The organism is Aliihoeflea sp. PC F10.4 (genome assembly GCF_054612275.1).
In genome coordinates this window covers 3,572,083-3,597,401 of the sequence record NZ_JBTSWH010000001.1, presented here as the reverse complement: position 1 = coordinate 3,597,401, position 25,319 = coordinate 3,572,083, and the positions used below count along the sequence as shown (strand labels likewise).

At 62.3% G+C, this 25,319-nt stretch carries 23 protein-coding genes; 13 read left to right on the top strand and 10 right to left on the bottom strand.

The window, feature by feature from the left end; translation table 11 throughout:
• Positions 1–55 precede the first annotated feature (55 nt).
• Entirely contained in the window at positions 56–952 is an 897-nt protein-coding gene (locus ACX82Z_RS18085; RefSeq protein ID WP_459590398.1) for an aminoglycoside phosphotransferase family protein, read from the bottom strand.
• Between the two features lie 168 nt (positions 953–1,120).
• Positions 1,121–1,351 (bottom strand): hypothetical protein, encoded by a 231-nt coding sequence (locus ACX82Z_RS18080; RefSeq protein WP_459590397.1) that lies wholly within the window; start codon positions 1,349–1,351, stop codon positions 1,121–1,123.
• Positions 1,352–1,522: 171 nt separating this feature from the next.
• On the opposite strand from ACX82Z_RS18080, the gene ACX82Z_RS18075 reads away from it, so the two are divergent.
• The 6 genes from ACX82Z_RS18075 (at position 1,523) to ACX82Z_RS18050 (ending at position 8,851) form a co-directional block, all read left to right on the top strand.
• On the top strand, positions 1,523–2,842 hold the full coding sequence (locus tag ACX82Z_RS18075; protein WP_459590396.1) for an HlyC/CorC family transporter: 1,320 nt from the start codon (positions 1,523–1,525) through the stop codon (positions 2,840–2,842).
• A gap of 241 nt (positions 2,843–3,083) precedes the next feature.
• A complete protein-coding gene (locus tag ACX82Z_RS18070) occupies positions 3,084–4,655 on the top strand; it encodes a peptide ABC transporter substrate-binding protein (RefSeq protein WP_459911861.1) in 1,572 nt (523 codons plus the stop codon).
• A 74-nt stretch (positions 4,656–4,729) separates the two neighbouring features.
• Complete coding sequence (oppB, locus tag ACX82Z_RS18065) at positions 4,730–5,653, top strand: oligopeptide ABC transporter permease OppB (RefSeq protein ID WP_459911859.1); 924 nt, start codon at positions 4,730–4,732, stop codon at positions 5,651–5,653.
• 10 nt (positions 5,654–5,663) lie between these two features.
• Positions 5,664–6,794, top strand: a complete 1,131-nt coding sequence (locus ACX82Z_RS18060) for an ABC transporter permease subunit (RefSeq protein ID WP_459590395.1) — start codon at positions 5,664–5,666, stop codon at positions 6,792–6,794.
• A gap of 1 nt (position 6,795) precedes the next feature.
• Complete coding sequence (locus tag ACX82Z_RS18055; RefSeq protein ID WP_459590394.1) at positions 6,796–8,421, top strand: ABC transporter ATP-binding protein; 1,626 nt, start codon at positions 6,796–6,798, stop codon at positions 8,419–8,421.
• 178 nt (positions 8,422–8,599) lie between these two features.
• Positions 8,600–8,851: a hypothetical protein gene (locus ACX82Z_RS18050; RefSeq protein ID WP_459590393.1), complete on the top strand. Its 252-nt coding sequence runs from the start codon at positions 8,600–8,602 to the stop codon at positions 8,849–8,851.
• A 52-nt stretch (positions 8,852–8,903) separates the two neighbouring features.
• On the opposite strand, the gene ACX82Z_RS18045 is transcribed toward ACX82Z_RS18050, so the two are convergent.
• Genes ACX82Z_RS18045 through ACX82Z_RS18035 form a run of 3 tightly spaced genes read right to left on the bottom strand, consistent with a single transcriptional unit; the run spans position 8,904 to position 13,652 of the window.
• Positions 8,904–10,097 (bottom strand): osmoprotectant NAGGN system M42 family peptidase, encoded by a 1,194-nt coding sequence (locus ACX82Z_RS18045; protein ID WP_459590392.1) that lies wholly within the window; start codon positions 10,095–10,097, stop codon positions 8,904–8,906.
• Positions 10,078–11,877, bottom strand: coding sequence for an N-acetylglutaminylglutamine synthetase (gene ngg, locus ACX82Z_RS18040; RefSeq protein WP_459590391.1), 1,800 nt, complete (start codon positions 11,875–11,877; stop codon positions 10,078–10,080). The genes ACX82Z_RS18045 and ngg overlap by 20 nt, the downstream gene beginning before the upstream one ends.
• A gap of 2 nt (positions 11,878–11,879) precedes the next feature.
• Positions 11,880–13,652 (bottom strand): N-acetylglutaminylglutamine amidotransferase, encoded by a 1,773-nt coding sequence (locus tag ACX82Z_RS18035; RefSeq protein ID WP_459590390.1) that lies wholly within the window; start codon positions 13,650–13,652, stop codon positions 11,880–11,882.
• A 91-nt stretch (positions 13,653–13,743) separates the two neighbouring features.
• Here ACX82Z_RS18035 and ACX82Z_RS18030 point away from each other — a divergent pair, with 91 nt between their 5' ends.
• A complete protein-coding gene (locus ACX82Z_RS18030) occupies positions 13,744–14,247 on the top strand; it encodes a MarR family winged helix-turn-helix transcriptional regulator (RefSeq protein ID WP_459590389.1) in 504 nt (167 codons plus the stop codon).
• Between the two features lie 115 nt (positions 14,248–14,362).
• The gene (gene hemA, locus ACX82Z_RS18025; RefSeq protein WP_459590388.1) at positions 14,363–15,640 is read left to right on the top strand and encodes a 5-aminolevulinate synthase; all 1,278 of its coding nucleotides are present in this window, start codon (positions 14,363–14,365) and stop codon (positions 15,638–15,640) included.
• Here the strand turns inward: hemA and ACX82Z_RS18020 are convergent.
• Complete coding sequence (locus tag ACX82Z_RS18020) at positions 15,637–16,803, bottom strand: pyridoxal phosphate-dependent aminotransferase (protein WP_459590386.1); 1,167 nt, start codon at positions 16,801–16,803, stop codon at positions 15,637–15,639. The genes hemA and ACX82Z_RS18020 overlap by 4 nt on opposite strands.
• Positions 16,804–16,858: 55 nt before the next feature.
• Complete coding sequence (gene mscL / locus ACX82Z_RS18015) at positions 16,859–17,290, bottom strand: large conductance mechanosensitive channel protein MscL (protein WP_459590385.1); 432 nt, start codon at positions 17,288–17,290, stop codon at positions 16,859–16,861.
• Between the two features lie 195 nt (positions 17,291–17,485).
• Here mscL and ACX82Z_RS18010 point away from each other — a divergent pair, with 195 nt between their 5' ends.
• Positions 17,486–20,971, top strand: coding sequence for a PAS domain-containing hybrid sensor histidine kinase/response regulator (locus ACX82Z_RS18010; RefSeq protein WP_459590384.1), 3,486 nt, complete (start codon positions 17,486–17,488; stop codon positions 20,969–20,971).
• Here the strand turns inward: ACX82Z_RS18010 and ACX82Z_RS18005 are convergent, their stop codons facing one another.
• Positions 20,972–21,625, bottom strand: a complete 654-nt coding sequence (locus ACX82Z_RS18005) for a response regulator transcription factor (RefSeq protein WP_459590383.1) — start codon at positions 21,623–21,625, stop codon at positions 20,972–20,974.
• Between the two features lie 86 nt (positions 21,626–21,711).
• Positions 21,712–22,107 (bottom strand): hypothetical protein, encoded by a 396-nt coding sequence (locus ACX82Z_RS18000; protein ID WP_459590382.1) that lies wholly within the window; start codon positions 22,105–22,107, stop codon positions 21,712–21,714.
• A gap of 107 nt (positions 22,108–22,214) precedes the next feature.
• Between ACX82Z_RS18000 and ACX82Z_RS17995 the strand changes: the two genes are divergently transcribed.
• The 3 genes from ACX82Z_RS17995 to ACX82Z_RS17985 are packed head-to-tail and all read left to right on the top strand — an operon-like array spanning position 22,215 to position 24,565.
• Positions 22,215–22,562: a DUF952 domain-containing protein gene (locus tag ACX82Z_RS17995; protein WP_459911857.1), complete on the top strand. Its 348-nt coding sequence runs from the start codon at positions 22,215–22,217 to the stop codon at positions 22,560–22,562.
• Complete coding sequence (locus tag ACX82Z_RS17990) at positions 22,559–23,632, top strand: quinone-dependent dihydroorotate dehydrogenase (protein WP_459590381.1); 1,074 nt, start codon at positions 22,559–22,561, stop codon at positions 23,630–23,632. The genes ACX82Z_RS17995 and ACX82Z_RS17990 overlap by 4 nt, the downstream gene beginning before the upstream one ends.
• A 30-nt stretch (positions 23,633–23,662) precedes the next feature.
• On the top strand, positions 23,663–24,565 hold the full coding sequence (locus ACX82Z_RS17985; protein WP_459590380.1) for a histone deacetylase family protein: 903 nt from the start codon (positions 23,663–23,665) through the stop codon (positions 24,563–24,565).
• On the opposite strand, the gene ACX82Z_RS17980 is transcribed toward ACX82Z_RS17985, so the two are convergent.
• Complete coding sequence (locus ACX82Z_RS17980) at positions 24,566–24,832, bottom strand: DUF6460 domain-containing protein (RefSeq protein ID WP_459590379.1); 267 nt, start codon at positions 24,830–24,832, stop codon at positions 24,566–24,568.
• A 156-nt stretch (positions 24,833–24,988) separates the two neighbouring features.
• On the opposite strand from ACX82Z_RS17980, the gene ACX82Z_RS17975 reads away from it, so the two are divergent.
• Positions 24,989–25,192, top strand: coding sequence for a putative periplasmic lipoprotein (locus ACX82Z_RS17975; RefSeq protein WP_459590378.1), 204 nt, complete (start codon positions 24,989–24,991; stop codon positions 25,190–25,192).
• Positions 25,193–25,319: the final 127 nt, after the last annotated feature.

Genomic DNA, 25,319 nt, shown 5'->3' with positions numbered 1-25,319 from the left:
GAAGCCGGTCGCGGGTCCAATCGGATAAGCGACCGCCGAATTCAGGAGTTTACGGCTAACGGCCGTATACCTCAGTCAGTCGCGCGATCGTGCTGCGGCCCAGATCGCTCATGACCGGGTTCGTCTCCGTATAATACCACACCAGGCCCATGGCCTGCTGGAACGCCCATGCGGCGCCACGCTTCCATTCCATATCGACAACCTGGAGCGTTTCGCGAAAAAGAGACCGACGGTCCCGGTCGAGCAGATGCCACGCGACGATGAGATCGAGCGAGGGATCGGCAGGGCCGAAACTGCCGGTGTCGAGCACCCCGATCAGCCGTTCGCCGCGCATCAGCAGATTGGCCGGAATGAGGTCTTTGTGACACATTGCCGTGTAGCTGGGTGCTGGCAGTTCACGAAAATCTCGCCACATCTGCCGAAGACGACTCACCTCAAGGAGATTCTCGCTTTTGGAAAAGCAAACCTCCATCCAGTCGTCATGATCGGACAGACTTCCGCCCCGGCCCCGGCCGTCGAATGTGCGCCCTTTCAAATCCGCGGCGCGAAGGGCGGTTACGAGTTGGACAAGATCCAGCGCGAACCTGGAAGAAGCACCTTGGCCTGCTGCCGGCGAAGCGATCTGTCCCTCTACCCATGTCTGTACAAGCCATGACAACGGGTAGTCCAAGCCGGGTCGTCCGATGCCGATTGGCTTGGGGTTCGGGAAGGGGAAATACCTGCCGAACTCCGCACTGGCATTTGCTTCTGCTTTCAGCAGGCGTGTGCATTCGGCGAGATTCATCATTCGCAACGGGAAACGCGCCGCGTATTTGGAGCCTATGCGGAAAATCGCGTTTACGGTGCCTGCCGACTTCTGGGCGACAATTTCCTCGCCTCGAAATTGGGGAAACTGGTCCCAGATCAGTTCGCTAATGCGCGCCGGGTCGATGTCTATCTGGTCGATATGCATTTATGCACTCCGTCCAACAGCGCCCCTCTGATCTGTAGGTCAAGATCTCACCCGGTCGGTTCGTTACACTATCTTCAATTGCCGTTGAACACGATGTGACCGCCCGCCCGCATTCTCCCTCCCCCAATGTAGCGAAGGCCGCCATTCGGCGACCTTCGAAAACGTCTGTCAGGCGACCTGCCGCTTTTCGGTGAAGGCGATGTCGCCGATGACCCGCACCCGCACGCGCCGGGCGTCACCCGGCAGATAGGCTATCGGGATGTCCTCGGTTTCGAGCGTGGTGATCGTGCCGGGCTGTGCACCGGCTTCGATCGCGCGTTCCTTTGCAAGCTTCTCGGCTTCCGCGATCGCAGCGTCACGCGAAAGGTCGGCGACCATTGAACTCGTTCTTGTCGCCATGGCGCTCGGCATCCTGCTACAGCTTCTCTTCGCCGTTCACATGGGCTTGGCTGCCGGCCGCGGATTTTTCCCGACGAGGCATTTTTGACGACGCAAACTTTTTGCGGCGCCGAGTTGTGCTATCGCTGCACGAACGGCATCATTGCCGCTGGTTAATTTTAAAGAGGCACCATGGACCTCGGGTCTGTCCTAACCCTTTGCATCATCGTCTTTCTTCTCATCCTTTCAGGACTGTTTTCCGGCAGTGAAACGGCGTTTACCGCGGCGAGCCGCGCGTTCATCGCACGACGCGTCAAGGAAGGCAGCCGCAACGCCGAGCGGCTGGCCGGGCTTCGCGAACAAAAGGACCGGTTCATCGCGGCGCTTCTGATCGGCAACAATTTCGTGAACACCACCGCGACGGCGCTTGCTTCTGGACTGCTGATCGCATGGTTCGGCGAAAACGGCGTCGTCTACGCCTCGCTCGCGATGACCATCCTGCTGGTGTTGTTCTCAGAGGTGCTGCCGAAGACCTATGCCCTGCAGCGGCCTGACGATACGGCGTTGAGGGCGGCGCCGTTCCTGGCTTTGACGATGCGCCTGATGGGGCCGATCGCCAGCGTGGTGAACTGGTTCCTCAGCTTTATCTTCCGGCTTATCGGAATAGATCCCGTCGCCAACAAGCCGGGGCAGTCGGCCGAGGAATTGCAGGGCCTGATCGACATTTACGGGTTCGACGAGGTCGGTGACGCGCGGGATGTGGCGCGCGAGGAACGACTGATGCTGCGCGGTGTCCTTGCGCTCGACGACATGAGCGTCTCCGATGTCATGACCCAACGAACGCGCATCGTCGGGCTGAATGCCACCGACGACGTTCGCACGCTTCTGGGGCAACTTGTGCGTTCCAGCCATACGCGCGTTCCGTTGTGGGGTGAGAGCCGCGACGAGGTCGTCGGCATCCTCGATACGCGAGCGGCCCTCAGGGCGTTCGAGGCGGCTGATTTCAACGCAGACGCCATCGATCTTGGCCCGTATCTGATGGATGCGGTCTACGTTCTGGAGACGCGCGCGCTGCGCGACCAACTCCATGCCTTCCGTGCCGCACCTATCAAGATGGCGCTCGTCGTGGACGAACACGGGGCCCTCTCGGGGCTGATCACGCTCGAAGACATCGTCGAGGTCGTGGTCGGTCAGATCGCCGAGCGTGGCCAGCCGATCATCGCGGACCTTTCCGGCGATGGCGTTGTGACCGTCAGGGGCGATACCCGCATTCGCGACATCAATCGCGCGCTCGACTGGGACCTTCCCGAAAACGAGGTGGCGACCGTCGGCGGGCTGATCGTGCGCCGCCACGGCGGGCTTGCCGAAGTGGGGGAGGTGGTACGGATCGACCGCTTCGACTTCCGCATCCTCGAAAGGCATGGCTGGCGCATCGATGGTGTCGAGATCAGGCGATACAGCGTCGAAGACCAGGCCGACGATGTTTCGGCGCAGGCGGTTTCGAACGGCTGAGAGCCGCCACGGGGTTGTCAGGTCAAGGCGGCGGCGGTTCTCCACAGGCGCGTCTTTTGCGTTATGAGCCGCTGGCGGCACGAGACGCAATATCCTTGCGCGACACATATGTGTTTGCCCGCGCGGTCTCTTTCCCGCTTGCCCTGACTTCGCTCTTGTCCATAATCCGGCTCAATCGGCGGTGGGGCCATAAATATAAGGTGGAGAACAAGAGATGATGCGTCAATTCGTGAATGCGGCGATGGTATCGACCGCGATCGTGCTGGCAGGAGGACTGGCCGCTTCGCAGGCCATGGCCCAGACCGTTTACAATCGCGGCAATGACACCGATCCCTCGACACTCGATCATCATTTGACCTCTACGGTGGCTGAAGGTCACCTGATGCGCGACCTTTACGAAAGCCTCGTGGTGCAGGATGCGAATGCGCAAATCGTGCCGGGCGTCGCCGAAAGCTGGGAGGTCTCCGACGACGGCCTCGTCTATACGTTCAAACTGCGCGAAGACGCGAAGTGGTCGAACGGCGATCAGGTGAAGGCCAGCGATTTCGTCTTCGCCTACCGGCGCATCCAGAACCCGGAAACGGCCGCGCCCTACGCCAACATCCTCTACCCGATCAAGAACGCCGAAGCGATCAACACGGACGGCATGGCGCTTGAAGAGCTTGGCGCTGTCGCCGTCGACGACACGACGCTCGAAATTACGCTCGAACAATCGACGCCCTATTTCCTGGAGCTTTTGACGCACCAGACCGGCTTGCCGCTGCATGAAGCATCGGTGACGGAGTTCGGTGACCAGTTCACGCGCCCCGGAAACATGGTGACGAACGGCGCATATATGCTGGAAAGCTTCACGCCGAACGACATGATCGTCATGCAGAAGAACCCCGAGTTCCATGACGCCGAAAACGTCGCGATCGACACGGTGAACTACATTCCCTTCGAGGATCGCGCGACGTGCCTGCGCCGCTTCGAGGCCGGCGAAGTCCTGTCCTGCTCCGACGTTCCGCTGGAACAGATGTCCTACATGCAGGACAACCTTGCCGACGAATTGCACATCGTGCCGTATCTGGGCACCTACTATCTGCCGGTGAAGACCAACCGCGACGACGCACTCGCCGATCCGCGCGTACGCCAGGCCATGTCGATGGCCATCGACCGCGACTTCCTTGCCGAGGAAATCTGGCAGGGCGCGATGGTGCCGACCTATTCCTTCGTGCCCGAAGGCATCGGCAATTACGGCGAGCCGGCGAAGCTTCCCTATGCCGGCGACGACCTTCTCGACCGCGAGGATGCCGCGCGCGAGCTTCTGGAGGAAGCGGGCATTTCGGACGGCGAACTGACCGTGCGCCTTCTCTACAATACGTCGGAAAACAACCGGAACACGATGACCGCCGTCGCCGACATGCTCGGCAATATCGGCATCAACGCATCGCCGGAGGAAATGGAAGGCGCGACCTACTTCAACTTCCTGCGCTCGGACGGCGACTACGACATCGCCCGCGCCGGCTGGATCGGCGATTATTCCGACCCGCAGAACTTCCTGTTCCTGCATGAAAGCCAGAATCTCGGCTTCAACTATTCGCGCTGGTCGAATGCCGATTACGACCAGTTGATGCGCGATGCCGCTGCCGAAACCGACATCGACGCGCGCGCCGAAATCCTGAAGCAGGCCGAAACGCTGCTTCTGGAGGAGGTTCCGGTGATCCCGATCCTCTATTACACGGCGAACTCGCTTGTCTCACCGAAGCTTCAGGGCTGGGAAGACAACGTCATGAACGTCCACGGCACCCGCTGGATGTCCATTTCCGAATAATCGGAAGACGCGTTTCCGGCGCGCTCCGTCGCGCCGGACGCCGTGCGCTGCACGGCTTGGAAGGTTTGACCGACATGCTTGGCTATGTTCTGCGCCGCCTCGCCGGTGCGATCCCGACGGTGTTCATCATCGTCACCATCGCCTTTTTCATGATCCGGCTGGCACCGGGCGGCCCGTTCGATCTCGAACGTCCGCTCGACCCGCTGATCATGGAAAACATCAACCGCGCGTTCAATCTCGACAAGCCGCTGTGGCAGCAATATTTCCTCTATCTGGGAAATCTGGCGCAGGGCGATCTGGGACCGAGCTTCACACGGCGCGACTTTTCGGTCGTCGACCTGTTTCGCACCGGCCTGCCCGTCTCGATCCAGCTTGGCGGAACCGCGCTCGCCATCGCGCTCGTCGTCGGCGCGTTTTTGGGCGCGCTCGCTGCGCTGCGACAGAACACATGGGTCGATTACATGGTCGTCGGCACGGCCACGCTCGGCATCACCATTCCGACCTTCGTCATCGCCCCCGTCCTGTCGCTGTTCTTCGGCGTCATGATGGGCTGGCTGCCGGCAGGCGGCTGGGGCGGCGGAAACTGGCGCTATCTCGTCCTGCCCGTCGCCACGCTCGCACTCCCGCAGATCGCCATCATCGCGCGGCTGACGCGCGGGGCGACCATCGAGGCGTTGCGCTCGAATCATGTGCGTACCGCGCGCGCCTATGGCCTGCCGTCCCATGTCGTGGTCGGCGTGCATGCGCTTCGCGCGGCGATCCTGCCGGTGGTTTCCTATCTCGGGCCGACGGCGGCCGCGCTTTTGACCGGCTCAGTCGTGGTCGAGACCATCTTCGGCATTCCCGGCATCGGGCGCTATTTCGTGCAAGGGGCGCTCGGGCGCGACTACACGCTCGTGATGGGAACGGTGATCGTCATCGCCATGTTCGTCATCCTCTTCAATCTCATCGTCGACATCCTCTATGCGGTGCTCGACCCGCGCGTTCGCTACGATTGAGGAGGGCGCGATGACCGATATTCCCGTCACCGACCGCGACATCGACAACATCGCCGGGCGCTCGCTTTGGCAAGATGCATGGCTGCGCCTTCGCCGCAACCGCGCGGCCGTGGTCAGCGCACTGGTGCTGGTCGCGCTTGCGCTGGCCGGCATCTTCGGCCCGATGCTCTCGCAGCATCCCTATGACCGGATCTATCCGCAATATGTGCGCGCGCCGGCAAGCCTTGAGGCCTATCCGCGTGCCGACGACATCGTCCCCGCCTTCGAGCGGGCGGTTACGCGAACGCGCGTCGAAGCCGGGGAAATCGAGGTGGACGGTTCGACCGTGCGCGTGCCGATTTCCTCCGACGAGCCCATCGACCCGCGCATCACGCGCTATATCGACCGCTCGGACCTGTTCTTCAACGCGCGGATCGAGGAGCTTTCTGCGGACGAGCTGACGGGTCAACTCGTCGCCGACGTCAACCGCGTGCATTTCTTTTTCGGCACCGACGCCAACGGGCGCGACGTGATGGCGCGCACCTTCATCGGCATCCGCATCTCGCTCGCCATCGGGCTTCTCGCCTCGCTGATGGCGCTTGCGCTCGGCGTCACCTATGGCGCGCTGGCCGGGTATCTGGGCGGGCGCGTCGACAACATCATGATGCGCGTCGTCGACATCCTCTATTCGCTGCCCTTCATCTTCTTCGTTATCTTGCTCGTCGTGTTTTTCGGGCGAAGTTTCGTTTTGATCTTCATCGCCATCGGCCTGACGGAATGGCTCGACATGGCGCGCATCGTTCGCGGACAGACGCTGACGATCAAACGGCAGGAATATGTGGAAGCCGCGCAGGCCATGGGCGTGTCGAACTGGGGCATATTGCGCCGGCACGTCATCCCCAACACGCTCGGCCCGGTAATCGTGTTCGTCACGCTTCTGGTGCCGAAGGCGATCCTTCTGGAAAGCCTGTTGTCGTTCCTCGGGCTGGGCGTGCAGGAACCGCTGACCTCGCTCGGCATGCTGATCTCGGATGGGGCGGCGAACATGCGCGGCGCGCCATGGCTTTTGATCTTCCCTGCCGCGACGCTGACGACCATCCTCTTCGCCCTCAATTTCCTGGGCGATGGCCTGCGCGACGCGCTCGACCCGAAGGACCGCTGACATGGCAGACGAAACGATCCTCGCCGTTCGCGACCTCCACGTCGAATTCCAGACCAATGACGGCACGGTCCATGCCGTCAAGGGCATCGACCTCGACGTGAAGCGCGGCGAAACCGTCGCCATCGTGGGCGAATCCGGCTCGGGCAAGAGCCAGACCACCATGGCGATCATGGGCCTGCTCGCCTCGAACGGGCGTGCGCGCGGCTCGGCGACCTATCGCGGGCAGGAGCTGGTCGGCTTGTCCGACCGGCAACTGAACAGGATTCGCGGCAAGAAGATCACCATGATCTTCCAGGAACCGATGACCTCGCTCGATCCACTCTACAGGATCGGCAGGCAGATCGCCGAGCCGTTGCGCTACCATGCAAAAATGTCGGCGAAGGGCGCGCGGGCGCGCGTGATCGAATTGCTCGACCTCGTCGGCATTCCAGACCCGGCGCGCCGCGTCGACGCCTATCCGCACGAATTGTCAGGCGGACAGCGCCAGCGCGTCATGATCGCCATGGCGCTCGCCAACGATCCCGACATGCTGATCGCGGACGAGCCGACCACCGCGCTCGACGTGACGATCCAGGCGCAAATCCTCGCGCTTTTGGCCGACCTGCAAAAGAAGCTCGGCATGGCGATCGTCTTCATCACGCACGACCTCGGCATCGTGAAGCGCCTCGCGGACCGGGTCTATGTCATGCGTTCCGGCGAAGTGGTCGAAACTGGCGAGACGACGAAACTGTTCGACGCGCCGCAGCACCCCTATACGCAAATGCTGCTGGCCGCCGAGCCGACCGGTCGCAAGGCGGCCGTGCCCGCCGACGCACCGGTCCTGCTCGAAGGCCGCGATGTCGAGGTCGTCTTCGGCAGCAAGGGCGGCTGGTTCGGCACGTCGAACAGCGAAATCCGTGCGGTGGACGGCATTTCGGTCGCGCTGAGAGCGGGGCAGACGATCGGCATCGTCGGCGAATCCGGTTCGGGCAAGTCGACGCTCGGGCGCGCGCTCCTGCGACTTTTGCCCGGCGACGGCACGTATCGCTTCGAGGGAAAGGACATTTCGCAGGCTGACAAGCGCGAGATGCGTCCCTTGCGCAAGCGGCTGCAACTCGTCTTCCAGGACCCGTTCGGCTCGCTCTCGCCGCGCATGACGGTTGGACAGGTCGTTACCGAAGGGCTGAAGGTTCATGAGCCGGGCCTGAAAGCGAAAGAACGTGACCGGCGCGCGATCGACGTGCTTCGCGAAGTCGGGCTCGATCCGGCCATGCGCAACCGCTACCCGCACGAATTTTCCGGCGGCCAGCGCCAGCGCATCGCCATTGCCCGCGCCATGATCCTGAAACCGCAGGTCGTGGTTCTGGACGAGCCGACATCGGCGCTGGACCGCTCGGTGCAAAAGCAGATCGTCGATCTTTTGCGCGACCTGCAAAAAGCGCACGGCCTTTCCTACCTCTTCATCAGCCACGATCTGGCGGTTGTACGGGCGATGGCGGACTACATCATCGTCATGCGGCGCGGCCGGATCGTGGAGGAGGGGCCGACCGATGCGATCTTCGACGATCCCGCCGAGCCCTATACGCAGGCGCTGATGGCCGCCGCAATCGACGGAACGCCGTTCCGGCAAACAGCCGTCGAGACTTAACTTTTCATTAACCCTTTGCCGTCACTGTGGGTAAATCGCGCTTCGACCACGGATGTACTGGCGTTGCGCAACAGAACAAAGCCGGGCCTCGCGTCCGGCTTTTTCGCGTTCACCCTCGGAACACTCGTCGCGTCCGTCCGTTTTGAACGGGACCAATCTTCCAACCGAGGACACGACAATGGACCCGATGAGCAGCGACGACCGCGACGACGCAAAAGAAGGCCTGCAGCGCCAGATCGAGGATCTGCGGGAGGAATTGGCGGCGCTTCAGCAGGCAGCGGGCGAACGCGCCCAGCAGGCGTATGAGGTCGTCAAGGAAAACCCCGGCACGTCGATCCTGATCGCATCTGTCGTGGCCGGCGTGATCGGCTTCGTGATCGGCCAGCAGATGGAATCTGAAAAGCACAGCAACTACCGTTTCCGCTGGTAGCCTGCGATCTCACCAACAAAAAAGCCCGGCAAATGCCGGGCTTTTTTATGCTTCAGTCCTGACCGTCGGAATGCGAATGGATGTCCGGGTCGAATTCGACCTGTTCGGCTTCTTCGGTCGGCTGTTCGGTAAAGCCTTCCAGGCTCGACACCTCCGCCACATCGCGCTCGATCTCGACGGGACTCGTCACATAGGCGGCGATGAGTTCGGCGATCGACAAAAGCGCGTGGATATGGATGCGCTCATAGCCGTGCGATGCATCGATGCCGAAGGCGACGAGCGCCGTGCGTACGTCATGCCCGGCCTCGATCGCGGATGCCGAATCCGAGCGATAAAAGCGGAAAATGTCCTTCTGGTACTGGAGGCCATTATCGCGGCATAGATCGACCAGTTTTCGCGTCAGATGATAATCGAACGGCCCGGCCTGGTCGGCCATGGCGATGGTGACGCCGAACTCCGACGAATTTTGCCCCGGTGCCGTCGTGCCGTTGTCGATCGACACCATCGAGGCAATCTCCGGCGTGACGATCGCAGCGGCGCCGACGCCCACCTCCTCGGCGATGGTGAAGAGCCAGTGGATATCGACGGGTGTTCGCGCGCCCTCGTCTTCCAGCGCCTTGATCGCGGCCAGCGCGACCGCCACACCCGCCTTGTTGTCGAGATGGCGCGCATTGATGAAGCCGTTTTCGTGGAATTCGGGCTGTGTATCGATGGCGACGAAATCACCGATATCGATACCGAGCGCCAGCGTTTCCTCGCGGCTGACCGTCCGCGCATCGATGCGCAACTCGACGTAGCTCCAGCCGATAGGCAGAGTGTCGACATCCTCGTTGAAGGTGTGACCGGATGCCTTCAAGGGCAGGATCGTGCCACGATACGAGCCTTGCTCCGTGTAGATCGTCACGCGTGCGCCTTCGGCGAAGCGCGCCGACCATGTGCCGATCGGCACCAGTTCGAGGCGGCCATTGTCCTTGACGAACTTGACCTGCGCGCCGAGCGTGTCGAGATGGCTGACGATGGCGCGCGCGCCGCGCCGGCGCGAGCCCTGCCGGACGGCCCGGATTGCGCCGCGGCGCGTCAGTTCGGGCGTCAGGCCGAGCCGCTCCAGTTCCTGCGAGCAATAGCGGACGATCTGGTCCGTATATCCCGTCGGGCTGTTGATGGAGAGCAGATTTTCCAGTTGTCGAGCGAGATAGGCTTCGTCGATCTTCAAGATTGACCTCGATTTAATTGCGACCCAGGGCATGTGCGACCGAGCGCTGGCCCGACATCGGGAAAAGCAGGTCGACGAACCGCTCCGCCGTCGGTTGCGGCTCGTGATTGGCAAGCCCGGGTCGCTCGTTGGCTTCGATGAAAACATAATCCGGCTCGGCTGGCGAGCGAACCATGAAATCGATGCCGACGACCGGAATGTCAATTGCCCTTGCGGCCTTGATCGCCGCATCGACAAGCCGGGGATGGACTTGCGCCGTTACGTCGTGGATCGAGCCGCCGGTGTGAAGGTTCGCCGTCTTGCGCACGACGACTTCCGTGCCTTCACCCGGCACGTCATCGAGTGCGAACCCTTTTTCGGCAAGGCAGCGCTCGGTCTCCCCGTCGATCGGGATCGTGCTTTCACCCCCGGTCGCAGCCGCGCGGCGGCGTGACTGGCGCTCGATCAGCGAGCGGATATCCGTGCTCCCGTCACCGACGATGTAGGGCGGGCGGCGCATGGCGGCAGCGACGACGCGAAAATCGATCACGACGAGGCGCAGATCGTCGCCCTCGAAGCACGCTTCGAGAAGGACGCGGTCGCAGATATCGCGTGCGGTGCGGATCGCAGTCTTCACGTCTTCCAGCCTGTCGAGGCCAACCGCCACGCCCTTGCCCTGTTCCCCGCGCGCCGGCTTTACGACCACCTTGCCGTGTTTTTCGATGAAGGTAGACAGCGCGTCGTCGTCATCACTCGCGACGATCTGCTCGGGCACCATGATGCCTGCGCTTTCGACCACGCGGCGCGTCACCGACTTGTCGTCGCAGATCGACATCGCGACCGCCGAGGTCATTTCCGACAGGCTCTCGCGGCAATGGACCGAACGCCCGCCATAGGACATGCGGAAAAAGCCGCCTTCGGCATCGGTGATCTCGACATGGACGCCGCGTCGGCGCGCCTCGTCGACGATCAGGCGTGCGTAGGGGTTAAGCGCGTCATATTCGGCGAGCGGCGAGGCGAACAGCTTCTCGTTGATGGGGTTTTTGCGTTTGACGGCGAAGACCGGAACGCGTCGAAAGCCGAGCTTGTCGTAAAGCTTGATGGCCAGATCGTTGTCGTGCAGCACCGACAGATCCATGAAGGCCGAGCCCCGCGCGGCGAAATGCTCGGCAAGCCGGCGCACGAGCATCTCGCCGATGCCGGGATGGCGCGCCTGCGGATCGACCGCAAGGCACCAAAGCGAAGAGCCTTTTTCGGGGTCGTTGAAGAGCCGCGAATGATCGACGCCCGTGACCGTGCCGATGATCTCGCCGGTGATTTCGTCCTCGGCAACGAGATAGGTCAGCGAGCGGCTGTCGCGATTGCGCCAGAAGAAATCCGGGCGCACCGGCACCATGTTGCGCGCGGCGTAGATCGTGTTGACTGCGTCCGCGTCGACCTCCGACGAGAGGCGGCGGATGAAATAGCCCTTCGGCTGCTTGCGCGCCGGCCGGTAGGTTGCAAGGTCCAGTCGGAATGTGTGCGAAGGATCGAGGAAAATTTCCTGCGGCCCCATGGCAAGTAGCACATGCGGATCGCGCACATAGAACGCGATGTCGCGCCGCTCCGGCCCTTCCTCGCGCAGCGCCTCGATGATCGCATCGTTGCTTTCATAGGTCTGGCAAAAATGGAGCCTGCCCCACCCGCAATCGATGGATGCATTCGCTCGCGGTTCGGTCGCCGCCTGATCGTGCTGCGCGATGGGCTTCATCGTTTCGTTTCGCATCCTTCTCAAGCGGTGGCCGAGGGCCTTGTCGGTGCGGCCGCGCTCGGCGGCCGCCGTTCTGCGGGACATCGTCAGATTCCGTGGGTCTGAAGCCAAAGTTCCAGAAGCCCCACCTGCCACAGTTCAGAACCCTGCAGCGGCGTGATGTGATCCGATGGCTTCGCAAAAAGCCTGTCGAGATAATCGTCGCGGAAGATGGCGCGGTCCTTCGCGGCGTTCGATGTCAACGCGTCGCGCACCAGATCGAGATATGGGCCATCGACATATTTGAGCTGCGGGACCGGGAAATAGCCCTTCTTGCGGTCGATGACCTCGCTCGGGATCACCTGACGCGCCGCTTCCTTCAGGACGCCCTTGCCGTTCTGCTTGAGCTTTTCTTCCGGCGGGATTTTCGCGGCGAGTTCGACGAGTTCGTGATCGAGGAACGGAACGCGCGCTTCGAGGCCCCATGCCATCGTCATGTTGTCGACGCGCTTCACCGGATCGTCCACGAGCATGACCTGGCTGTCGAGGCGCAGCGCGGCATCGACAGGGGTATCCGCACCCGCCGCAAGCAAGTGATCGCCGACGAGCTTCAGGCTGGGATCGTGATCGGGCAGCCAGTCCGGATTGATATGCTGCGCCATTTTCGCGTGGTCGCGGTCGAAAAAGACCTTCGCGTAGTCGGAGACGACATCGTTGGAACTCGCCAGCGGCGGATACCAGTGATAGCCACCGAACACCTCGTCCGCGCCCTGGCCCGACTGCACCACCTTGATGTGTTTCGAGACTTCCTTCGACAGAAGGTAGAAGCCGACATTGTCATAGGAAACCATCGGCTCGGACATTGCCGCGAAAGTACCCGGCAGCGCGTCCATCAATTCGCTCGATGGCACGAAGATCTTGTGATGCTTCGTGTCGTAGTGCTTGGCGATCAGGTCCGAATAGACGAATTCGTCGCCCTTTTCGCCGTTCGCTTCCTCGAACCCGACAGAAAAGGTCATCAGCCCGTGCTGGCCTTCTTCGGCGAGCAATCCGACGATCAGGGAAGAGTCGACGCCGCCCGACAGGAGGACGCCGACCGGAACGTCGGCGACCATGCGCCGCCTGACGGCGACGCGCAGAGATTCCAGCACGCGGTCGCGCCATTCGTCGGAGGAAAGCGAATAGTCCGGATCGCGCTGATATGGCGGCTGCCAGTAGATCGTGTCCTTCGAGGTGCCGTCAGGCTCGATCACACGGATCGTGGCCGGCGGCATCTTCTTCACGCCGTTGATGATGGTGCGCGGCGGCGGCACGACGGCATGGAACGACAGGTAGTGGTGAAGCGCGATGCGATCGATCGACGTGTCGATGCCGCCGCCCTTAAGGAGCGCTGGAAGCGACGACGCGAAACGCAGCGCCTTCGGCGTCTCGGCGATGTAGAGCGGCTTGATGCCGAATCGGTCGCGCGCCACAACGACTCGGCCCGAATCCCGCTCGTGGATGACGAAGGCGAACATGCCGAGGAAACGCTCGACGCATTTCGTGCCCCATGCGTGATAGGCCTTGAGGATGACCTCCGTGTCGCCCGTCGAGAAGAACTCGTAGCCTTTGGCTTCCAGCTCGGCGCGCAGTTCCGGATAGTTGTAGATGCAACCGTTGAACGCGATGGTGAGGCCCAGCTTGCCATCCACCATGGGCTGGCGGGCCTTTTGCGACAGATCGATGATCGACAGGCGGCGATGGGCGAGCGCGGCATTGTTGTGCATCACCAGGCCCGATCCGTCCGGGCCGCGCGGCGCGATGGCGTCCATCATCTTCGAAATGGCGAAAGCCGATGGCTGCGCGCCGTCGAACCTGATCTCTCCGCAAATTCCACACACGGTTGTCTTTCCAACCCTCCGTTGTTCAATTGAAATTGATCGCCTAATCACTTATAGTTCGAATGATTAGATGTCAAATAATGAGGCTGTCGTGATTGATGTCCGGACGAACGCGGAAGGCTCGAAGGAGTTCCTTGGCGCTGACCTGAAAACGGTGGAGAAAGTGATCCGCCGCATCGTCAGGGCGCACGATCTGCAATCCAAGGCGCTGACCAAAGCGGCTGGCCTCACCGCCGCGCAGCTTGTGCTTCTCAAGGGGATCGCCGAGCTTGGAGAGGTGACGACGACCGCACTGTCGGCCCATGCAGACATCAGCCCGGCGACCGTGGTGACGATCCTCGACAATCTTGAAGAACGCGGGCTGATCGAACGGTATCGTTCCGAACATGATCGTCGCATCGTTCACACGCGCCTGACGCCGACGGGCAGCGCCAAGGTTGACGATGCGCCCGAACCGCTTGGCGATGCGTTCATCGCGCGCTTCGCAGCATTGCCGGCAAGTGAGCGCAAGGCGCTCGTCGCGATGTTCGCCAAGGCGGCGGACCTGCTTTTGCCTACGGCTGCTGCGGTCAGAAAAGATGCGCTTCACCCTTGATCTGTAGCGGCGCTTGGCCGAAAACCATTTTTAGAAGCGTTCCAGACGTGGCAATTTGTCGATTGGACGCTTCCGCGCGGCCAAATTATGTTGCGTGCGGCATATGGGACCGACCATGAACTACGACCGATTTTTCGAAGACGCCATCGCGCAGCTCCATTCCGAGCGCCGCTACCGTGTGTTCGCCGACCTTGAGCGCATCGTCGGTGCGTTCCCGCGCGCGATCTGGCGCTCGAACGGCGAGGCGCGCGAGATCACCGTCTGGTGCTCGAACGACTATCTCGGCATGGGGCAGAACGAACGCGTCATCGGCGCGATGCGCGATGCGGCCGGCCAGATGGGATCGGGCGCGGGCGGCACACGCAACATTTCTGGCACCAATCATCCGCTGGTCGAACTGGAAGCCGAACTTGCCGACCTTCACGGCAAGGAAGCCGGGCTCGTCTTCACCTCCGGCTTCGTTTCGAACGAGGCGGCGATCTCGACCATCGCGCGCCTGTTGCCGAACTGCCTGATCCTGTCGGACGAACTCAACCACGCCTCGATGATCGAGGGCGTGAAGAAGTCCGGCGCCGAGAAGAAGATTTTTCGCCACAACGATCTGGCGCATCTGGAAAGCCTGCTGCAGGCCGCGCCGCGCGAGCGCGCCAAGCTGATCGCTTTCGAAAGCGTCTATTCGATGGATGGCGACATCGCGCCCATCGAGGCGATCTGCGACCTCGCCGACAAATACAACGCGATGACCTATATCGATGAGGTTCACGCGGTCGGCATGTATGGCGCGCGCGGCGGCGGCATCACCGAGCGCGAGGGTCTGGCGCATCGCATCGACATCATCGAGGGAACGCTTGCCAAGGCGTTCGGCGTTCTCGGCGGCTACATCACCGGCAAAAGCGCGGTGGTCGATGCCGTGCGCTCCTACGCGCCGGGTTTCATCTTCACCACCGCTTTGCCGCCCGCTCTTGCCGCTGCGGCGACTGCGTCGATCCGCCATTTGAAGGTTAGTCAGGCCGAGCGCGAAGCGCATCAACGTCAGGCTCGATCGACCAAGGAAGCGCTGTCGGGCAGCGGTCTGCCCGTTATGCCCTCGCAGACGCATATCGTGCCGCTGCTCGTCGGCGACCCAGAGCTTTGCAAGCAGGCCAGCGATCGGCTGCTCGAAAAGCACGGTCTTTACATCCAGCCGATCAACTACCCGACCGTTCCGCGCGGAACCGAACGCCTGCGCATCACGCCGACGCCGTTCCACTCGGACGCGCTGATCGGCGAACTCAAGGACGCGCTGCTCGAAACCTGGACTGCGCTCGGCATTCCCTTCCAGTCCGATGCGAGCGATGCCTCGCATGAATCGGAACGCGTCGTTTCGCTGGTGACCGCCAAGGCGGGGGGTTAACGCCCCTCGATCCAGCGCGCCAGCCTGTCGGCCGCTTCCTCGACTTGGTCGAGACGGCGGTGGAAGCACAGGCGGAAGAAATCTTCGCCGCCCGGTCCGAATGCTGTTCCCGGTGCCAAGCCCACATTCGCCTCGTCGACGATCTCGAACGCGGCGCGGCGCGTGTCGGTGATGCCGTCGATCCTAAAAAATAGGTAGAACGCGCCCGGCGGCACGGTCAGGTCGACCCGACCGGTAGCGAGAAGCCGCTGCGAAATCGCATCGCGCGCGATCCGCGCCGCCTCGACCTCGCCGGCCACGAAATCGTCGCCCTGATCGAGTGCCGCAACCGCGCCGCGTTGCAGAAACGCAGGCGTGCCGGACGTCGAATACTGGATGAGGTTTTCGAAGGTCTGCTGAAGGTCCGGATGAACTTTCAGCCAGCCGACGCGCCAGCCGGTCATTGCCCAGTTCTTGGAGAACGAGTTGACGAACAGGATTTTGTCGTCCGGCTGCATCACGTCCATGAAGGACGGGGCGCGCGGTCCGTCGTAATAGAACAGCGAATAGATTTCGTCGGCGATGATCCAGAGACCGCGCTCGCGCGCGATGGCCAGAATATCCGCCAGCGTTTCGCGGTCGGCAGTCCAGCCCGTCGGATTGGACGGCGTGTTGACGAAGATCGCCTTCGTGCGATCGGTGATCGCCTCCTCGATGCCGTCGACGTCACAGTTCCAGCCATTGTCTGAATGGGCAAGGCGAACGGGGACAGGCACCGCACCGGCGACGCCGAGGGCGGCGGGAAAATTCGGCCATGATGGCGTCAGATAGATGACCTCGTCGCCCGCACCGGCGACCGCGTCGATGGCAAGCTGGATTGCCTGCATGCCTGATCCGGTGACGATGAACTCCTCATGGCCAAATTGCCGGCCGAAATGGCGCTGGTGATAGTTTGCCAGAGCGTGGCGCAATTCGGGGATGCCGCGCTGCCACGTGTAAAAGGTCTCGCCATCTTCCAGCGCCTTGATCGCGGCGCTTGAGATGAAGTCGGGAGTCTTCTTGTCGCCCTCGCCGGCCCATAGCGGGATGAGACCGGGTTTGGTGCGTCCATGGTTGACGACGGCAACGATGCCGCTTTCGGGCGCAAGCCGTGCTTCGCCACGCAGATGATCGAGGATGCTCATTTACGATGTCCGGATGGAAAGGCGTCCGACCGGGATGGCCGGACGCCGAAAGGTGTCAGACGGGGCGCTTAGCCAGAAGATCACGGATTTCCGTCAAAAGCGCGACATCGGCAGGCGGCGCGGGCGGAACGTCCGAGACCGCTTCCTGACGCTCCAGCTTGCGGCGCATATTGTTCACCATCTTCACCATCAGGAAGATGATCCAGGCGAGGATCAGGAAATTGATGACGACGGTGATGAAGTTGCCGTAGGCGAAGACCGCGCCCTGCTCGCGCGCGGCGGCGAGCGACGTAGCTGTGACGTTCGACGACAACGCCACGAAATAGTTGGAGAAGTCGAAGCCGCCGAAAATCGCGCCGACGACGGGCATGATGATGTCATCGACCATAGACGACACGATCAGCCCGAACGCGCCGCCGATAATGACACCGACGGCAAGGTCCATGACGTTGCCCTTGGCGATGAATTCCTGAAATTCCTTGATCATGATGGCCTCTTTGTCCCCTTGAGCCTTCTGAACGAAAGGTGCGGCAGGCTGCCGCATCGCACCCGAAGATAGCAGATGCGGCGCGCGGCAGAAGATGGAAATTTCGCTGGCCCCATCAACGTATCGATGAGACTCAAGTCCGATGGACAGCGCTTCCGGCTTATGGTTGCGTAAGCGAAGGAGGAGCGCGCCGACATGCAGGGCTGGGTAGTCGTCATCGTCGCCATCGGCTACGTCACGCTTCTGTTCGGCGTGGCGAGCCTTGGCGATCGCCGTTCGGCGCGCCACGGCCCCGGCAAGGCACGGCCTTATATCTACTCGGCCAGCCTCGCGATCTATTGCACGTCGTGGACGTTTTTCGGGTCGGTCGGTCTGGCCAGCGACCGGGGCTTCGAGTTTCTGGCGATCTATATCGGGCCGATCCTCGTCTTCGTCTTCGGGTTTCCGCTTTTGCGGCACATCATGCGGCTGGCGAAATCGGAGAAGATCACCTCGATCGCCGACTTCATCGGCGCGCGCTACGGCAAGAGCTTCGCGGTCGCTTCGATCGCCACGGTGATCGCTGCGGTGGGAACGGTGCCTTACATTGCGCTGCAACTGAAGGCGATTTCCGGCAGCGTCAGCCTCATGGTCGAGCATTATAACGGCGCGCCGCCCTCGTTCGATTTCATCATCGGCGACATATCTTTGATCGTGACGGTGCTGCTCGCGATCTTCGCGATGCTGTTCGGCACGCGCCATGCCGACGCGACCGAACATCAGGACGGGCTGGTTCTGGCGGTCGCGGTGGAGTCCATCGTCAAGCTCGCCGCATTTCTCGCCGTGGGCATCGCCGTGTCGTTCTTCTTCTTCGGCGGCGTCGATGGGCTGGTCTCGGAAATCCGCGCGTCGAGCCAGGCCATGGCCGCCTACGACTACCAGACACCGCTTTCGAGCTGGATCGTCATGACGGGGCTTTCGGCCATCGCCATCATCATGCTGCCGCGCCAGTTCTACGTGACGATCGTGGAGAACCGCTCCGAAAGCGAGTTGCGAACGGCAAGCTGGCTCTTTCCGGCCTATCTCGTGATCATCAACCTCTTCGTGATCCCGATCGCCTTCGCCGGCATCGTCATCATGGAGCCGGGCGCGAATTCGGACCTCTACGTCGTTTCGCTGCCGCTTCATTTCGACCAGAACTGGCTGGCGCTTCTGGCCTTCATTGGCGGGCTTTCGGCGGCGACCGCCATGGTGATCGTCGCCTCCGTCGCGCTGTCGATCATGATCTCGAACGATATCGTCCTTCCGCTCTTCCTGCGCCGCATGGCCAAGCAATATATGGCGCAGCAGGAAGATCTGTCGCAGCTCATCCTCAATATCCGCCGCGCCGCGATCTTCGTCATCCTCGTCGCCGCCTTCCTTTATTATCGCGAGATCACGAACAATACGCGCCTCGCCTCGATCGGCCTGATTTCGTTCGCCGCCGTCGCACAGTTCGCGCCGGCCTTCTTCGGCGGCCTCGTGTGGCGTGGGGCGAACGCGCGCGGCGCCGTCATCGGCATGTTGTCGGGCATCGTCATATGGGCCTACACGCTGCTTTTCCCCTCGCTCGCGCCACCTGACACCGCCATCGTTCAGTACGGCCTTTTCGGACTGGAGGCGCTGCGCCCGCAATCGCTCTTCGGGACTGAGGCCGATCCGCTGGTCCATGGCGTCCTCTGGAGCCTTTCGATCAACACGCTTTTCTTCGTGCTTGGCTCGTTCTCGCGCACGTCCAAGCCGCTCGAACGCATCCAGGCCGCGCTTTTCGTGCCGCGCGACGCCAATCCGATGCCGAGCTTCCGGCGATTCCGGACGACGGTGACGGTGGAAGACCTGAAAGACACGATCGCGCGCTATCTCGGCGTCGAGCGAACCGAGCGCTCGTTCCAGAATTTCGAGGCGAAGCAGAGTCGGCCGCTGGTCGGTTCCCAGCCCGCGAACATGGATATCATCCGTTTTTCCGAACAGCTTTTGACGAGCGCGGTTGGCTCGTCTTCCTCGCGGCTCGTTCTGTCGCTTCTGTTCCAGCGTCACGACCGCTCCTCGCGCGAGGCGCTACGGCTGCTCGACGATGCGTCCGAAGCCTTGCAGCACAATCGCGACCTGTTGCAGATCGCGCTCGACCAGATGGAGCAGGGCATCACGGTGTTCGACCGCGATTTCCGCCTGATCTGCTGGAACAGACAGTATCGTTCGCTTTTTTATCTGCCGGATTCGATGGGGCGCGTCGGCGTTTCGCTGGACGAGATACTCAACCACCTCGCCGACCGGGGCGATATTTCCTATGACACGATCCATCTGACGATCGACCGTCTTGCGGCCTTCCGCTCGCCCTGGCAACTCGAACTGAAAAGCACCGGGCGCATCATCGAACTGCGTTCCAATCCGATGCCGGATGGCGGGATCGTTGCGACCTATGCCGATATCACGCAGCGTGTGGAGGCCGACCTTGCACTCAAACGCGTCAACGAAACGCTCGAAAACCGCGTCCAGCGCCGCACCGCCGAACTCACGCGCGTCAACGAGGAACTGGCGCAGGCGCAGATGCTGGCCGAGGAGGCCAACCTCGGCAAGACGCGCTTTCTCGCCGCGACCGGTCACGATATTCTTCAACCGCTCAACGCAGCCCGGCTCTATTGCGCCTCGCTCGCCGAAAGCGTCGGTGAGGGTTCGGTCGGCGATTCCGTCGCCAATATCGAATCCTCGCTCGATTCCGTCGAGACGATCCTCGGCGCGGTGCTCGACATCTCCCGCCTCGACACAGGCGCGATGCGGGCCGTCGACACGACCTTCCGGCTTGACAGTCTGCTGCGCCAGATTCAGACCGACTTCCAGCCTCTGGCGCAGGAAAAGAAGCTCGATCTGCGCGTCATTCCCTCGCAGCTTGCCGTACGAACGGATCGAAACCTTTTGCGTCGCCTGGTGCAGAACCTCGTTTCGAACGCGATCAAATATACGCGTTCGGGAACGGTGCTCGTCGGCGTCAAAAAACGCGGCGAGCTTCTGGAAATACAGGTCCATGACACCGGGATCGGCATTGATCCGGAGGAGATGAAGACCGTATTCCGCGAGTTTCTGCGGCTTGCCGACGGCGCGCGCGAGGCACAGGGGCTGGGCCTCGGGCTATCCATCGTCGACCGTATCGCACGGGTGCTGCGTCTTGAAATCCGCATTCACTCGGTCAAGGGCAAGGGGTCGTGCTTTTCGGCGCTTCTGCCGATCGCGCAAGCCCCGCAGATATCGCTCGCCAGCGAAGCGCGGCCGCCGGTTGGCGCCAACATCCCGCTCGAGGGCGTCTCGGTACTCTGCATCGACAACGAACCGCGCATTCTCGACGGAATGCGCAAGCTGCTCGAAGGATGGCGCTGCAAGGTGGCGACCGCGCCGGGCTCGGAAGGGCTGGACGCGAGCCTGCCTCCGCCCGACGTGATCCTTGCCGACTACCACCTCGACGGCGAGGACGGATTTGCGGCGATTGCGCGCGCGCGCGAGATGTGGAACCGGGACATTCCCGCGATCCTCGTCACCGCCGACCGGTCGAACGACGTGCGTGAACACGCCGCCGCGCTCGACATTCCCGTCCTGCAAAAGCCGGTCAAGCCGGCGGCGTTGCGCATGATGCTGACCCGCTATCGCAAGTTCGCGCCGGCTGCGGAGTGATCAGGCAATGGGCTGCGGCTCGGAGCTTATCCGCTGAAGACGGATGACGGCCTGCGTGCGGCTGTCGACGCCGAGTTTTTGCAGGATGGCCGAGACATGCGCCTTGATGGTGGCCTCGGACACGCCGAGTTCATAGGCGATCTGCTTGTTGAGCAGGCCCTCTGCCAGCATGGTCAGGACGCGCGATTGCTGCGGCGTCAGCGATTGCAGACGCTGGATCAGGTCGACGATTTCGGGATCGCCTTCCTCGCCGAGGTCGAGATCGTCGGGCAGCGCAACGCCGCCTTCCAGAACAGTCGTCACCGCACCCCGGATTTCGTCCATTCCGGCCGATTTGGAAATGAAGCCGGCCGCGCCGAGTTCCAGTGCGCGGCGCACTGTTTCGGCATCGTCACGGGCTGAAACCACGACCACCGGTACGTTGGAAGAAATGCCCCGAAGCGCAACGAGACCGGAAAGACCGCTCGATCCAGGCATCGTCAGGTCGAGCAGGAGAAGGTCGATATCGTCATTGGCGACGACGCGCGCCTTGGCAGCGTCGAAATCGCCGACCTCCTCGACCAGGGCACCGTCGAACGAGGACAGCGCCTGCCTCAGCGCACCGCGAAAAAGCGGATGATCGTCGGCAATGACAAAGCGATGGCGCTGACCCAAAAACCCCTCCTTATTTCCGGCTCCCGCCAGCGGAGTTTAGTCGGATTGGCGGGTCGCGCCAGCATTATTTAGCGCTAGCCGCACGCTCATGTCCGGTCCGGCTGTGGCTCCTGAAGATCGTTCTCCCACTCTTTGACGGTGTCGAAGAAATTCTGGAAGAAACGGCGCATGTAGCTAAGCGATTGTTCGAATTCCTGCTCGGTGGGAAGCGCATGCTGTGCAGTGCCCTGCGCGCTTTCGAGCGCTTCGACGCGCCGTTCCAGATCGTCGATCCGATCCTCGTAGGCGATCCTGTCGTCGGTAGCGGTTCGGCAGACGAGTTGCGCGGACTGCTCTTGGCAGACCGACATTTGCCCGGTCGCCGTGTCCATGCGCACGAAGCCGTCCTCGGTTCGCTCCATGCGGTAGCGTTCCGTCTCCTGCGCGAAAGCCGAGGTTCCGAGCGTGGCGGCGATGCCCGCGAGAAAAATCATATGGCGCATTGGCGTGATCCTCTTCGATGACGCATCCAATCCATAAATGGTGTGAAGAACCCGGCGCTTCCATGGCGATGCTTTTCTTCCACGGCCACGGCGGCTATAGCGGCGGCATGAGCACATTGATTTACAAGATCGTGCCGGCGTCCCTCTGGCAGGCCGCAGAGAAGGCAAACCGCTTCGATGGCGCGCCCATCGATCTTGCCGACGGCTACATCCATTTTTCGACCGCCAGCCAAGTACGTGAGACGGCCGCCAAGCACTTCGGCGGACAGGACGCTCTCCTGCTTGTCGCGATCGATGGCGGCAGGCTGGGCGAGGCGCTGCGCTTCGAGGTCTCGCGCGGCGGCGCGCTCTTCCCGCATCTTTACGCCCCGCTCGACCCGAAAGCCGCCGAATGGGTAAAGCCGTTGCCGCTCGGCGCGGACGGCCTCCACATCTTTCCGGACCTCGACGCATGAAGATGCTTTATCACGCGCTGGCCCGGCCTTTCCTTTTCGGCCTCGACGCTGAACGAGCGCATGGCCTGTCCATCGCGGGGCTGAAGAGCGGTGTGCCCGTCTGCGCCCCGCCCGCCGCCGATGCGCGCCTGCGGACCGAAATCGCCGGGCTTTCCTTTCCCAATCCACTCGGCATGGCGGCGGGATACGACAAGAACGGCGAAGCGCCGGACGCGCTTTTGAAGCTCGGTTTAGGCTTTGCCGAAATCGGCACCGTGACGCCGAAGCCGCAGGCAGGGAACCCGAAGCCACGCATCTTCCGGCTTATAGAGGACGAAGCGATCGTCAATCGCCTTGGCTTCAACAATGAAGGTCATGACGCATGCGTTCGACGCATGCGGGAGCGGTCGGGGCGCAGCGGGATCGTCGGCGTCAATATCGGCGCCAACAAGGACAGCACGGACCGGATCGCCGACTATGCAGCGGGCGTCGAACGCTTCGCCGATCTCACTTCGTATCTGACCGTCAACATCTCCTCGCCCAACACGCCGGGACTGCGCGATCTTCAGACGCGGGCGAGCCTTCAGGAACTGCTTGACGCGGTGGTGAGTGCACGCGGTGAGCGGGTGGTGCCGGTCTTCCTCAAGATCGCGCCCGACCTTGCCGACGGCGACCTCGAAGACATCGCCGAAACCGTCCTCGCGCGCAAAATCGAGGGCATCATCGTTTCCAATACGACGCTGTCGCGGAGCGGCCTTCAAAGCGCGCTGGCAACGGAAGCGGGCGGCGTTTCCGGTCGGCCCTTGTTCCACCGATCCACCGTCATGCTGGCGCGGATGCGCAGGCTCGTCGGCCCCGCCCTGCCGCTGATCGGCGTTGGTGGCGTTTCCTCCGCCGAGACGGCGCTGGAGAAGATCAGAGCCGGCGCGGACCTCGTGCAGCTTTACACCGGCATGGTCTATGGTGGGCCGACGCTGCCCGGCGAAATCGTGCGCGGCATGAGCGCATTCGTTACGAAGGAAGGCCTTTCTTCGATCCGCGACATAAGGGATTCGCGCACGGATCATTGGGCGGTTCAGACACTCGACTAGCGTCAAGACCGATCCTATCTTCATGGTGCAATGACGCTTCCCATCATTCACCACCCCGATTACGACGCGCAGTTTTCCGCCGATCATCGCTTTCCGATGAGCAAATACGCGCGGCTGATCGAAGTGCTGCGCGAAAAGGGGATTGCCCGGCCGGATAACGAGCACCGCCCGGACCTTCCCGGTTTCGAAACGCTCGCGCAGGCGCATGCTGGCGACTATGTGCGCCAGGTTCTCGACTGCACCGTGCCGCGCGCAATCGAGCGCGAAATCGGCTTCCCGGTCGATGAACGCGTCTCACGTCGTGCGCAGCTTGCCAGCGCAGGAACGCTTCTTGCTGCGCGCATCGCCCTCGACACCGGGCTGGCCTGCAATGCGGCCGGCGGCAGTCACCATGCACGGCATACGCAGGGCGCGGGGTTTTGCACCTTCAACGATGTGGCGGTTGCCCTGGCGTCCCTCCTCGATGAAGGCACGATTTCTCGCGCACTGGTCGTTGATCTCGACGTGCATCAGGGCGACGGCACCGCCGAAATCCTGATGAGCGAGAGCCGGGTCTTCACCTTTTCGATGCATGCGGCGAAGAACTACCCCGTGCGCAAGGCCGTTTCCGACCTCGACGTCGCGCTGGACGACGGTCTTGAAGACGAAGCGTACCTGACCGAACTCGAACGCGTCCTGCCGCTCGTTGCCGATCACGCCAAACCGCAGATCGTCTTTTACAATGCCGGGGTCGACCCCCACCGCGACGACCGGCTCGGGCGGTTGGCCCTGACTGACGAAGGCTTACGCGCGCGCGACCGGACCGTCATTAGCTATTTTCGCGAGCGCGGCATTCCCGTGTGCGGCGTCATCGGCGGCGGCTATTCGAAGGACATCGACGCGCTGGCCGCGCGCCATGCCATCCTGTTCGAAACGGCCGCCAGCTTTTCCTGATCAGCCCTTGCGGTAGCTGAGAAGCCGGATGAGGAAGAAGGCGGGAATGACCAGCACCGCACCGAGCAGGAAATAGTCGATAAAGCGCCCGAAGGCCGCAAAGCCGGTGTCGTAAAGGTGCAGGAAGAAGTCGCGCACGCCGTAGATCACGTCATAGGGCGACCAGCCCATCACGCTCATAACGATGCCGACGAGAAACGAAACGACGATCAGCTTGACCAGCACCCGCAAGGGGCTGTCGCCGAGAAAGCGGTTCACTGCCGACATGTCACGTCTCCGTTGATGCGAGCTTGCAGATACGCTTTGCGCGCCGCGCGTTCAAGTCGCGCGTCATTTTCCGCCTCATTGGAAGGCTTTCTTAACCCTGATGGGAGAGGTTCGCGGCGGTTTGGACGAAGACCACCCTCAAGCTTGGAGAAAGACATGACGCGGGTTCTGGGCGCAGCTTTGATCGCCGTCACGCTTGCGGGGTGCGGAACGTCGCCCGCCATGCGCACGGCGAGCGGAGCGGTAATCGGCGCCGGCTCGGGCGCGCTTGCCGGATCGCTGATCGCGGGATCAACAGGTGCAGTCATCGGCGGGCTTGGCGGCGCTGCCGCCGGCGCAGTCATCGGCGCCGGGCACTGATCGGCCGGCCGAGAACCGACAAGCGTTCCGGTTCACATTTGCCGTGATTGGCATCTCTGGCGTCGCGCGCGCTTGACTTACCCGGTTAACTTCCAATAGCCCTTCGCCAAACATCCGTACACGCTTT